The sequence below is a fragment of the Clostridium fermenticellae genome (assembly GCF_003600355.1).
Taxonomy (GTDB): domain Bacteria; phylum Bacillota; class Clostridia; order Clostridiales; family Clostridiaceae; genus Clostridium_AV; species Clostridium_AV fermenticellae.
Genome location: NZ_CP032416.1, coordinates 1,566,028 through 1,579,413, shown reverse-complemented (window position 1 = coordinate 1,579,413; position 13,386 = coordinate 1,566,028). Strand labels below are relative to the sequence as shown.

Below are 13,386 nucleotides of genomic sequence, written 5' to 3'. Positions count from 1 at the left end.
TTTCAGTAAAATACTACAAAAGGGCTGTCATATTATGGCAGTCCTCTTGCATAATTTTTGTTATAAACAAAAATAAGTGATCATGCGGAATGGAGGTATATTATGGGACTAGGACCAAGTATTAAAATGACAACACTGCATCATTTTCAATGCCCGTTAACAGAAGCACTTTCAAAGGAAAAGGATGTTGAATTTACTGGTATTATTGTAGATGGTGTATCTGAATTATGTGATGATAAAGTTTATACAGCAAAACGTGTTGGTGATATCGCACAGATTATGCATGCAGATGCGGCAATTGTTGCAATTGATGGATGGGGAAATCATCATGTGGATTTTGTTAATGTAATTGAGCAGCTTGGTATCCGGGGAATCCCGAGTGTTGGACTCAGTTATATTGCGCAGCAGGGGCGGCTTGTCTGTACTAATAACTATGTTGACTGTGTGATAGATTTCAATAAAAGTGATGCTGGATATGAATCCTGTGTTGTAGGAGAGAATAATCTGACGGATTATGATGCAATGAAAGCTGTAGCACTTGTGAAAAATAAGCTTAGGAAAGCTGGAAAATTGCTGGATACAGGAGTCGATGAACCAGAACAGAACCTACGCAGGTTAACTCGTAAGTCATTTTGTATTCATGAAGTTCGTTTTGGCGATAAAACAGATATTGACCATGGTGTGCTTATTATACGCAAAGGAATTGAAAAGAGTCTTATCAAATCTGAACCTAGAATCAAGGATGTTAATGTTAGCATAATTGAACCGGGAAATTATAATATGTTTGTCAATTCCAATATGGATTACTCTCCGATTGCCTGTAAAGTCCGGGGAGAACTGGGAGAGGGGATTACACATTTGCTTTCAGGAATAACTGTCATGACAACTGGTGTTGAGGATAACAGCAAATTTCAGCCATCCAATATTGGCTCATCAGAAGGAATTTTGAAAAATCAGGTTGTATTTGATCGTGCTGGCACGCCAAAGTCAACTGATTATATTTTACATGTTGATGTGCTGTTTGAAGAGGGTGAAGGAAGAACAGCAGAAGGTATTATGGCCGGACATCGGGTGACGGACTCAATTGTTCAGGAAATCCGTAAGGTGCTTGTGAATTTGGATAATATGCCGTATACAAGAGAAGAGTTTAATGATGTTATGCGTCCCGGAAGACGTAAAGTTATCCTTGTAAAGATTGTATCCGGACTTGGAAATATGTATGATACCGCAATGTTTCCATATGAACCAGGAGGGTTTCTTGGTTCCCATAATATGAGAGACTCTAAAAATATACCGTATCTGATTACACCAAATCAATGCAGAGATGGAGTTATTCATTCGCTGTTGTAATTTTTTAAATCTTGACAAGTTCAGGTATCAGTAAGTAAAAATCATATGAGGGGGAGAGAAAAAATGAAAATTGAAAAAAGCATATTTGCAGTTGACTCACATACAATGGGAGAAGCAACAAGGGTAGTAGTTGGAGGAGTGCCTAGCATTCCAGGAAAAACTATGCCGGAGAAAAAGGAATATCTGGAAGAACATATGGATTATTTGAGAACTTCAATAATGCTTGAACCGAGAGGACATAATGAAATGTTCGGATCAATTATAACACAGCCAACTATGGATGAAGCTGATCTTGGAGTTATATTCATGGACGGCGGCGGATATTTAAATATGTGTGGACATGGATCAATAGGAACAGCGACAGTAGCAGTTGAAGAAGGAATAGTACCTGTAGAGGAACCTGTTACAACTGTAATGCTTGAAGCACCGGCCGGACTTGTAAAAGCTAAAGTAAAAGTTGAGGATGGAAAAGCAAAACAGGTTTCACTGGAAAATGTACCTGCATTTTTATATAAGAGAGATATTGAAGTTGAGGTACCCGGTATCGGGAAAGTAAGAATGGATATATCTTTTGGCGGAAGTTTCTTTGCAATAGTTAAAGCAGAAGATCTGGGAGTAGAAATATGTCCCGCAAATTCACAAAAATTAATTGAAGTAGGCATGAATGTTATAAAAGCAGTTAATGACCGGGTTGAAATACAACATCCGACTCTATCACATATAAAGACAGTAGATCTTTGTGAAATTTATGGACCTGCAAAAAGTCCGGATGCAACTCTTCAAAATGCCGTAGTGTTTGGACAAGGACAACTGGATAGATCACCTTGTGGAACCGGAACAAGTGCTAAACTTGCAACACTCTACGCAAAAGGGAAATTAAAGATTAATGAAAAGTTTGTGTATGAAAGTGTTTTAAAAACAAAATTTGTAGGCAGAGTATTAAAAGAAACAAAGGTTGGAGATTATGATGCTATAATTCCAGAGATAACGGGAGCCGCTTATGTAACAGGGCACAATCAATTATTTATAGATCCAGATGACCCGCTTAAACATGGATTTATATTGAAGTAAAAGAGTAACAAGACTATATAAATAAAAGGAGGGTTCCCGATGGTAAAAATAGTATTATTTACAATATTACTAGTAATGGTAGTATGTTTTGCATTTATATTCTTCAGGGATTATATAAAGACCGGTAAAGAAAACAAACTGGAAAAATCAAATTTTTTTGCCTTAGGTGCAGTTGGGTTTTTAACAAATTTCTTCGATACTCTGGGAATAGGAAGTTTTGCGCCTACTACCGCTTTACTAAAATTTTTCAAGTTATCAAAAGATAGAACTTTACCCGGAACTTTAAATGTATCATGCACTATACCGGTAGTAATAGAGGCACTTATATTCATAACAGTCATCAAAGTAGATCCCCTAACTTTATTTTTAATGCTTGCAGCAGGTGCTGTAGGCTCGGTAATCGGGGCGGATATAGTTTCAAAATTAGATGAAAAGAAAATAGAAGTTGCGATGGGAGCAGCACTGGTTATAGTAGCACTTGTAATGCTGGCTTCACAACTTAAACTTATGCCATCAGGAGGGACACAAGTAGGTCTTACTGGCTGGAAGCTTATTGTAGCTATAGCAGGTAACTTTATATTAGGTGCACTTATGACACTTGGAATAGGGTTATATGCACCATGTATGGCATTAGTTTTTGCCCTTGGAATGAGTCCTAGAGTAGCATTTCCTATAATGATGGGTTCCTGTGCATTTTTAATGCCGGTTGCATCTGTCAAATTTGTAAGAACAGGATCATATGACAGGAAGGCTTCGTTAGCTATAACAATATTTGGTGTTGTTGGAGTGCTAATTGCAGCATATATAGTAAAGTCACTTCCATTAAATATTTTGACATGGCTGGTAATAGTAGTTATTTTCTATACTGCAGTTACGATGTTTATGTCTGCAAATAAAAAAGAAATGCAGGAAGTCAGGGTGAAAAGGCTGAATCATAAAAATGGTATTGACATATTACAAAAAATAAATTACAATCAATTATGAAGTAAAACTGGTGTAAAAAGTACACTTTAATTTGGTCCAGAGAGGCCAGAAAGAGGTATTATATTTATGAAAAGTTATATTATCGAATTATATTTAGATTTATATAAAAAAGACAATAAATAGGCTATTTTTTAAAATAGTTTATCTATTGTCTTTTTTATATTTAAGCTTTCAATAAAAGTGTATTTTTACTCAGAAATTTAAAGGAGGTCTTTTTATGAAAGCAAAACTTATACTAGAAAATGGAATGATATTTAGTGGAAAAGCTTTTGGATATCTTAAAGAGAGCAGTATAGGCGAAGTTGTATTCAATACTGGAATGACAGGGTATCAAGAGATCCTTACGGATTCATCGTATTATGGACAAATTGTAGCAATGACATATCCTTTAATAGGGAATTATGGAATAAATTTAGAAGATATGCAGTCGAGTTCAGTAAAAGTTAAAGGATTTATTGTTAGAGAAAAGTGCAATATATCAAGTAATTTTAGAGCAGAACTTGAACTTGATGATTATCTAAAGCGAAATAAAGTCATGGGACTTGAAGGAATTGATACAAGGGAGCTTACAAAAATTTTAAGAAAGAACGGTACTATGAAGGGAATAATAACTACCCTGGAGGAATTATCTTTTGAGGATGTAACCGGACAATTACATGGATACTCAAATAAATATGCCGTCAAAATGGTTACAACAAAAGAAAAAATTGTAATTGATGGAACTCAAAAGCATGTTGCAGTAATGGATTTTGGGGCAAAGAAAAATATAATAGACTCATTTTTAAATAGAAATTGTAAAGTCACTATATTTCCTGCATACACAAGTGCAGAGGAGATTTTAAATGTAAAGCCTGATTTGGTATTTTTGTCGAATGGTCCTGGAAATCCTGAGGATTTGCCAGAAATTATAGAAAATATTAGAAAGCTTATTGGAAGGCTTCCAGTAACCGGAATATGCCTGGGACATCAACTTATAGCATTGGCACTTGGAGGGAAAACTGCAAAACTTAAATTTGGACACAGGGGATGCAATCATCCTGTTAAGGATATTTATGAAGATAAAGTTCATATAACTTCACAAAATCATGGATACTACGTAAAAACTTTACCACAGGATATGGTGGAGACTCATATTAATTTAAATGATGGAACAATAGAAGGAATGAAACATAAAAAATTACCTATATTTTCTGTCCAATTTCACCCAGAAGCATGTCCAGGACCTAAAGACAATGACTATATTTTTGATGAATTTATGGAATACTCACTTTAAAATTAGAATTTTGTTAAATTTGGGAGGGAATAATTATGCCATTAAATAAAGATATTAAAAAAGTTTTAGTAATAGGTTCGGGACCAATAGTAATAGGACAGGCTGCAGAGTTTGATTATTCTGGAACTCAGGCTTGTGAAAGTCTTAGAAAAGAAGGAGTAGAAGTTATACTTGTAAATAGTAACCCTGCAACTATTATGACAGATAAAGAGGTAGCAGATAAAATATATTTAGAACCGTTAACAGGTGAATTTTTAGAAAAAGTCATAGAAAAGGAAAGACCTGATAGTCTTCTTGCCGGAATGGGAGGACAAACAGGACTTAATTTAGCTGTTGAATTATATGACAGTGGAATTTTGAATAGATATAATGTTCAGGTGATAGGAACCTCAATAGAGTCGATAAAAAAGGGTGAAGATAGAGAACTTTTTAGGAATATGATGAATGAGATAAAACAGCCTGTAATACAAAGTGAAATAATAAAAGATATAGATAGCGGAAAGAAATTTGCAAAGAAGATTGGTTATCCTGTTATTGTAAGGCCAGCATATACTTTAGGTGGAACCGGTGGCGGAATAGCAGAAACGGAAGAAGAACTTGAAGAAATACTTGCACTTGGAATTAAGCTTAGTACAATCGGACAGGTGCTGGTTGAAAGGAGTGTAAAGGGATGGAAGGAAATAGAATATGAGGTAATGAGGGATAAATACGGCAATTGTATATCTGTATGTAATATGGAGAATATAGATCCTGTTGGGATACATACCGGGGATAGTATTGTAGTTGCGCCAAGCCAGACATTATCAGATAAAGAATATCAGATGCTTAGATCTGCATCGATAGATATAATAAATGCTGTAGGAATTGAAGGAGGATGTAATGTACAGTTTGCATTAAATCCAGATTCATTTGAATATGCAGTTATAGAAATTAATCCAAGAGTTAGCAGATCGTCTGCTCTTGCATCAAAAGCAACTGGATATCCGATAGCCAGGGTAGCTGCTAAAATTGCACTTGGTTACGGATTACATGAAATAAAAAATGCTGTAACTCAGAAGACTTATGCGTGTTTTGAACCGTCACTCGATTATGTAGTTGTAAAAATTCCCAAATGGCCTTTTGATAAGTTTCAGGGAGCAGATAGATCACTTGGAACGAAGATGATGGCCACAGGAGAAATTATGTCTATAGGAAGTAATTTTGAAGAGGCATTTTTAAAAGGTATAAGATCGTTAGAAATTGGTAAGTATTCTCTTCAGGATAGTAAGTTTAGAGAATTAAGCACAGCTAACCTCAAAGAAATAGTAATGTCTCCAGATGATGAAAGGATGTTTGCACTTGCGGAGATTCTTAGAAGAGACTATTTAGTAGATAAAATTTCTGAAATAACAGGTATAGACAAGTTCTTTGTTGAAAAATTCAAGTGGATAGTTGAAGAAGAAGAAAAATTAAAATTGAGTAAGATTGATAAACTGGATAAAGATTGGCTTTATAGGCTTAAGAAAAAGGGATTTTCTGATAAAGGTATAGCCGATATACTTAAAGTATCTCCCGATGATATATATAGGCTTAGAAACATATGGAACATACAGCCTGTATATAAGATGGTAGATACCTGCGGAGGTGAATTTGAAGCATTAACACCATATTATTATTCTACTTATGATGATTATGATGAGGTAAAGGTTTCAGATAAGAAGAAAATTGTGGTAATAGGCTCCGGACCAATAAGAATAGGTCAGGGAGTAGAGTTTGATTATGCTTCTGTGCATTGTATTAAGGCACTTAGAAAGCTTGGAATAGAGACTATAATAATAAATAATAATCCGGAAACCGTAAGTACTGATTTTGATATATCTGATAAATTATATTTTGAACCATTAACTGAAGAAGAGGTACTTAATGTAATCAATAAAGAAAAACCTTATGGTGTTATTCTTGAGTTTGGTGGTCAGACTGCGATTAAACTCGCAAAGTTTTTAAAAGAGAAAAATATAGCAATACTTGGAACTACAGCTGATCAAATAGATATGGCAGAGAATAGAGAAAAATTTGATGAATTACTCGAAAAGCTGCATATATCAAGGCCAAAGGGACATGGAGTGTGGTCATTAGAAGAAGGATTAAGTGAGGCACAAAAATTAGGATTTCCTGTGCTTGTAAGACCCTCATATGTTTTGGGAGGAAGAGGCATGGAAATAACATATAATGAGGAAGAATTAATGTACTATCTCAAAAATGCTTTCAAAAATGATAAAAAGAATCCTATATTGATAGATAAGTATCTTATGGGAAGGGAAATAGAGGTAGATGCTATATCAGATGGAGAAGATGTTCTTGTACCAGGTATAATGGAACATTTAGAGAGAGCAGGAGTACATTCCGGAGATAGTATAACTATGTATCCAAGTCAAAACATAAGTCCTAATATTAAAGAAAAAGTTTTTGAGTACACAAAAAGATTAGCATTAGCGATAGGGATACATGGTATGATAAATATTCAGTTTATAGAGTTTAAAGGGAAACTTTATGTAATAGAGGTAAATCCAAGGGCATCGAGAACGGTACCATATATAAGTAAAGTGAGCAAGGTACCAATAGTTGATATAGCTACAAAAGTAATGCTTGGAGAAAAATTAAAGAATCTTAAGTACGGGTTGGGAGTATACAAAACTCCAGATTTAGTATCGGTCAAGGTGCCTGTGTTTTCTACTCAAAAACTTCCTAAGGTTGAAATATCACTAGGACCTGAAATGAAGTCCACTGGTGAAGTACTTGGTGTTGGAAAGAATATATACGAGGCATTATACAAAGGGTTTATATCGGCCAATATGTTTATAAAAAAGAAAAATAGTACGGTACTTGCAACCATAAATGACCATGATAAGGAGGAATTTTTATCTATAGCTAAAAGATTGAATACTATAGGATTTAATTTTATGGCAACATCAAAAACGGCTGAGCTTTTAAGAAGGAATGGAATAGAAGTTAAGGAAGTAAGAAAACTTAAAGAATCACATCCAAATATATTAGATGTAATCAGAAGTGGAAAAGTTGATTTGGTGGTTAATACACCTACTAAAGGGAACGACTCAAAAAGGGATGGGTTTATTATAAGAAGAGCTGCTATTGAAAGAAATATAGGAGTAATAACGGCATTAGATACATTTAGTGCTATGGTTAATGTAAGAATAAAAAATATTGATGAAAAGAGATTAGAGATCTTTAATCTAGCAAATTAAAATCAAAGTGTATTCTTAAAGTGGTAAACTTTAGGATACACTTTTGTATTTATATACTGTTATTTACGGTATTTGTACATGAATTGTCAAGACTTTTAGATTTGTATTCTTTGCATAAAAGTGCCCTTATATATCCTCTATCTTTACTAGTTGAATCAATGAAAAAACCTCTTCCATAATAAAATCTTATGAGTGAAAACATTCTTGATGAAGTGTGAAGATAAATGTTTGTAACACCTAGGGATATCATATCATCATCAACTGCACTCATTAAAATTTTACCAATTCCACTGTTTTGATAATTGGATTTCACTCCAAAACGACTTAAATAGGCAGTTTTATCTGGATTGACTTTTATTCGCACACTTCCTATTATAGTATTACCGTCAAGTGCTACAAAAACTTCCTTTGTTTTTATGTCGTTTTCTATATCTTTGTAAGTTTCTTTAAGTGCATCTATTGTTCGTGGAATCTGTGCATTTTTAAAATATATTTTAAAAACTTGTTTTGTTATTTCATAAATTGCTTTACTGTCTTTTATATCAGCTTTCCTAACTACAAAGATTTTTTTCTCCATTGATCTACCCCCGAACTTCCGATTTTTTATTTATGAATAATTATACATTTTATTTAATAAAAATGCAATAATATTTTTTATTAAATTTTTGAAAGAGATATATAGGCTTGGAATTACAAACCCTATAGATTACTTCAAAAATGAATTTATAATATATGATTTATAAATTATAGCTTTACTAATTATGAATATTATTATATAATACTTTTATAATAAGTGAATAACTAGGGTAGAGGTGCATAATCTAATAGTAATATTGCTGAGGTAAGCACTATGAAGCAGTATGAAAGGGGATTTTGCCGAAGCTTATGGCAAATGCTTTAATGTCGTATAGCTGGGCTTATTGAAAATATCGATAAGACTGTCACAATGTATTTGTGGAGCGCTATCATTCAATGAAAATTATGGTTTAAGAGTGTATTATATATACCTTGCTTTAATACCTTGAGTGTGTGCTCAAGGTATTTTTTATTATCAAATATCTTGGTTATTTACTTATCGGAATAAAATACCGATAAGGGGGAGAAAAATGCAGCAGATAGAACAAAATTTAGGACAAGAACAAGTAGGAGAACAAAATTTAAAGAGAAATTTAAAATCTAGACATCTTAATATGATTGCAATAGGAGGAGCAATTGGCACAGGAATATTTTTAGCACTAGGTGATACTATAAGACAAGCAGGGCCAGGTGGTGCATTAGTTGCATATGCATGTATAGGTATTATGGTATACTTTTTAATGACAGGACTTGGAGAGATGGCAACTCATATGCCAGTTGCCGGTTCATTTGAAGTGTATGCATCAAAGTTTATAGACCCGGCACTTGGCTTTGCACTTGGATGGAACTATTGGTACAATTGGGCTATTACTGTTGCGGCTGAAATGGTTGCAGCTGCACTTATTATGAGATTTTGGTTTCCAAGTATTCCTTCTGTAAGATGGAGTGCATTATTTTTAGGAATAATTGTTATATTTAATTTTTTATCAGTAAAAGGATATGGAGAATCGGAGTTTTGGTTTGCAAGTATTAAAGTTATTACGGTAATAATATTTATTTTGATAGGTGCAGCAACTATCTTTGGGATATTTAACGGAAATCCAATCGGATTAAAAAATTTTACAATTAAGGATGCACCTTTTGTTGGAGGAGTAAAATCTATATTTATGATATTCTTAATAGCAGGATTTTCTTTTCAGGGAACAGAACTTGTAGGAATTGCAGCTGGAGAAAGTGAGGATCCAGGTGAAAATATACCTAAAGCAACTAAGGCAATATTTTGGAGAATATTAATATTTTATATAGGAACGATTTTTATAGTTGGAGCACTTGTACCTTATACAGAAGCTGGAGTTGAAACAAGTCCATTTACTATGGTATTTACTAAGGTTGGTATTGCTGGTGCTGCATCGATCATGAATATAGTAATATTAACTTCGATATTATCTGCGGGTAATTCAGGAATGTATGCATCAACTAGAATGTTATATGCATTAGCTGAGTCAGGAAAGGCTCCTAAATTTCTTGCAAAAGTAAATAAGAGGGGTGTTCCTATAAATTCATTAATAGTTACAACTATAATTGCATGTGCGTGTTTTTTAACAGGATTATATGCAGAAAGTACAGTTTATGTCTGGCTTGTTGCAGCATCAGGATTGGCAGGTTTTATAGCATGGCTTGGCATAGCAATGTGTCATTATCGTTTTCGTAAAGCTTATATAGCTCAAGGTCTTGATTTAAATAAACTTAAATATAAAGCAAAATTTTTTCCTATAGGTCCAATTATAGCATTAATATTATGTATAGTAGTTATATTAGGACAAGGAATTACTTATTTTGGAACATCTCAAATCGATTGGAAAGGTATTATTTCAACATATATTGGTCTGCCATTGTTTTTAATATTATGGGCAGGATACAAATTTAAACATAAAACAAAGGTTATTGATGTAAAAGATGTTGACCTGAGTGAACTTGATTTGAAATAATTTTAATATTTTTATGATTAAAAGTAAAAGATAATAAAGACAAAAAAAGTATTTATTAAAAAATAGATACTTTTTTTATTTTTATTCATATTTTATTCATATTTTTGTTGTATTATATTTATATAGATTAACACCCCCACCGGGGGTAGGAGGTAGCAATATGAGTTGTATGAATGAAGAAAAGAAAAAAGCTATTCAAGCATTAAGAACCTCTAAAGGTCAAATAGAAGGAATAATTAAAATGCTTGAAGATGGGAGATATTGTATAGATGTATCAAATCAAATATATGCAGCTCAATCCCTTCTTAAAAAAGCAAATTTATTAATACTTAGGCAGCATTTAAATCATTGTGTTAAACAGGCTTTCTTACATGATAGTGGAGATGAAAAAGTGGATGAGATAATAAATTTATTGTCTAAACTGCTTAAAGATTAATAAGGAGGTGGTAAAGTGTCAAGTAAAACTTTGAAAATAGAGGGAATGGAATGTGCGGCCTGTGCGAGAGCAGTTGAGAGAGCTGTTAAAAAGCTTGATGGAATAGAAGTTGCAAATGTGAATCTGGCAACAGAGAAACTCAAAATAACTTTTGATGAATCAAAGATAAATGTGAAGGACGTACAGAAGGCTGTAGATAAAGCAGGATATAAAGCTGTTTCTGGAACAATAAATAGGACATTAAAAATAGAAGGAATGGAATGTGCAGCATGTGCAAGAGCGGTTGAAAGAGCTGTTAAGAAACTTGAGGGAGTAACAGAGGCAAATGTTAATCTTGCAACTGAGAAATTAAATATAAGCTTTGATAAAGAAAAGTTAAATGTTTCAAAAATTAAAAAAGTTGTGGATAAGGCGGGTTATAAAGCTATAGATGAAGAAACGTCGATAGATAGTGATAGTGAAAAGAAACTTAAGGATATGAAGAAATTGTGGAATAGATTTATAATATCGGCTGTATTTGCAGTTCCACTTCTAATAATAGCTATGGGACCTATGATAGCTGAAAAATTAGGATATATGCTTCCAGTTGCAATAGATCCAATGCATCATTATAAGGCATTTGCAATTATTCAATTAGTACTTGTACTTCCAATTTTAATAGAGGGAAGACATTATTTTATTGTTGGATTTAAATCATTATTTAGAGGAAGTCCCAATATGGATTCACTTATATCGATAGGTGCATCAGCAGCTTTTTTATATAGTTTGTTTGCAGTATATAAGATTATGTCAGGCAGTCATGCCTATGATATGTATTTTGAATCTGCAGGAGTTATATTGACGCTTATTACTCTTGGAAAATATCTTGAATCTGTTGCAAAAGGGAAAACCTCAGAAGCTATAAAGAAACTCATGAATTTAGTTCCTAAAAAGGCGCTTGTTGAAAGAGATGGAAAAGAAATAAATATCCTGGTTGATGAGGTTGAGGTCAACGACATAATCATAGTAAAACCAGGTGAAAAGATACCTGTAGATGGCAAAATAATAGAAGGATCAACATCTATAGATGAATCAATGATAACAGGTGAGAGTATACCAGTTGAAAAGCAGGTATCAGATAATGTAATTGGTGCAAGTATAAATAAAAATGGGATGATTAAATTTAAAGCTACCAAAATTGGAGGAGATACTGTTTTATCTCAAATTGTAAAGCTGGTAGAAGAAGCTCAGGGATCGAAGGCACCTATAGCTAAACTTGCAGATATTGTGTCTGGATACTTTGTTCCAGTTGTCATGTCACTGGCACTTATTGGTGCAATTTTATGGTATATAAACGGACAAGATCTGGTATTTTGTCTTACAATATTTATTTCAGTACTTGTTATAGCATGTCCATGTGCACTAGGACTTGCAACGCCGACAGCTATAATGGTTGGAACAGGAAAAGGAGCAGAATATGGAGTTCTTATAAAGAGCGGTACTGCACTTGAAGCTACCCATAAAGTAAAAACAATTGTATTTGATAAAACAGGAACAATTACTGAGGGAAAACCTAAAGTTACAGATATTGTAACAGTAACTGGTGTTGATAAAGACTATATTTTAAAGTTGGCCGCATCAGCTGAAGCTGGTTCAGAACATCCGTTAGGAGAAGCTATTGTTGAGAATGCAAATTTTCTTCGAATAGAATTAGAAAAGATAGAGTCTTTTAAAGCTATTACAGGGTATGGTATAGAAGTTTTTATCGATAGTAAAAAAATACTTCTTGGCAATAAAAAATTGATGGATAAGAATGGTATTAATTTAGAGAAGCTCAATATAGTTTCAGAAAAATTATCTGGAGAAGGAAAAACACCTATGTATGTATCTGAAAATGGAAAAATTCTTGGAGTAATAGCTGTAGCTGATACAGTTAAACAAAATAGTAAGAGATGTGTAGAAAAATTACATTCGATGGGAATTGAAGTAGTAATGATAACTGGTGATAATGAAAGAACAGCTGGTGCAATAGGGAAACAGGTTGGAATTGACAGGATAATTGCAGAGGTATTGCCGGGAGATAAAGCAGAGGAAGTAAAGATGCTTCAAAGTGAAGACAGGAAAGTGGCTATGGTTGGTGATGGAATAAATGATGCTCCAGCACTGGCTCAGGCAGATATAGGAATTGCAATAGGCTCTGGAACAGACATTGCTATTGAATCAGCAGATATAGTTCTTATGCGTGGTGATTTAATGGATGTAGTTACAGCTATAGAATTGAGCAGAAAAACAATAAAGAATATAAAGGAAAATCTTGCGTGGGCGTTTGGATATAATACTCTTGGCATACCAGTTGCGATGGGAGTGCTTTATATATTTGGTGGTCCACTCTTAAATCCAATGATTTCAGCTTTAGCAATGAGTTTAAGTTCGGTATCAGTTTTGACAAATGCTTTAAGATTGAAAGGTTTCAAACCTTTAATTTAA

General features: G+C 33.5%; 9 protein-coding genes and 1 riboswitch. Of the genes, 8 read left to right on the top strand and 1 reads right to left on the bottom strand.

The window, feature by feature from the left end:
- Positions 1–102 precede the first annotated feature (102 nt).
- From D4Z93_RS07395 to carB, 5 genes are all read left to right on the top strand, one after another.
- Entirely contained in the window at positions 103–1,350 is a 1,248-nt protein-coding gene (locus tag D4Z93_RS07395) for a glycine/sarcosine/betaine reductase component B subunit (protein WP_119971957.1), read from the top strand.
- A 63-nt stretch (positions 1,351–1,413) separates the two neighbouring features.
- Positions 1,414–2,421: a proline racemase gene (locus tag D4Z93_RS07390; RefSeq protein WP_119969862.1), complete on the top strand. Its 1,008-nt coding sequence runs from the start codon at positions 1,414–1,416 to the stop codon at positions 2,419–2,421.
- A 39-nt stretch (positions 2,422–2,460) separates the two neighbouring features.
- Positions 2,461–3,405 (top strand): sulfite exporter TauE/SafE family protein, encoded by a 945-nt coding sequence (locus tag D4Z93_RS07385; protein WP_119971954.1) that lies wholly within the window; start codon positions 2,461–2,463, stop codon positions 3,403–3,405.
- A gap of 217 nt (positions 3,406–3,622) precedes the next feature.
- Positions 3,623–4,678 (top strand): carbamoyl phosphate synthase small subunit, encoded by a 1,056-nt coding sequence (locus D4Z93_RS07380; RefSeq protein ID WP_119971951.1) that lies wholly within the window; start codon positions 3,623–3,625, stop codon positions 4,676–4,678.
- Between the two features lie 35 nt (positions 4,679–4,713).
- Complete coding sequence (carB, locus tag D4Z93_RS07375; RefSeq protein ID WP_119971948.1) at positions 4,714–7,920, top strand: carbamoyl-phosphate synthase large subunit; 3,207 nt, start codon at positions 4,714–4,716, stop codon at positions 7,918–7,920.
- 49 nt (positions 7,921–7,969) lie between these two features.
- Here carB and D4Z93_RS07370 read toward each other — a convergent pair whose 3' ends face one another.
- Positions 7,970–8,497, bottom strand: coding sequence for a GNAT family N-acetyltransferase (locus D4Z93_RS07370; RefSeq protein WP_119971945.1), 528 nt, complete (start codon positions 8,495–8,497; stop codon positions 7,970–7,972).
- A gap of 222 nt (positions 8,498–8,719) precedes the next feature.
- Positions 8,720–8,893: riboswitch (Lysine riboswitch) on the top strand.
- A 133-nt stretch (positions 8,894–9,026) separates the two neighbouring features.
- Here D4Z93_RS07370 and D4Z93_RS07365 point away from each other — a divergent pair.
- The 3 genes from D4Z93_RS07365 (at position 9,027) to D4Z93_RS07355 (ending at position 13,386) form a co-directional block, all read left to right on the top strand.
- Entirely contained in the window at positions 9,027–10,484 is a 1,458-nt protein-coding gene (locus tag D4Z93_RS07365; protein WP_119971942.1) for an amino acid permease, read from the top strand.
- 169 nt (positions 10,485–10,653) lie between these two features.
- On the top strand, positions 10,654–10,920 hold the full coding sequence (locus D4Z93_RS07360; RefSeq protein WP_119974272.1) for a metal-sensing transcriptional repressor: 267 nt from the start codon (positions 10,654–10,656) through the stop codon (positions 10,918–10,920).
- A 15-nt stretch (positions 10,921–10,935) separates the two neighbouring features.
- The gene (locus D4Z93_RS07355) at positions 10,936–13,386 is read left to right on the top strand and encodes a heavy metal translocating P-type ATPase (protein ID WP_119971940.1); all 2,451 of its coding nucleotides are present in this window, start codon (positions 10,936–10,938) and stop codon (positions 13,384–13,386) included.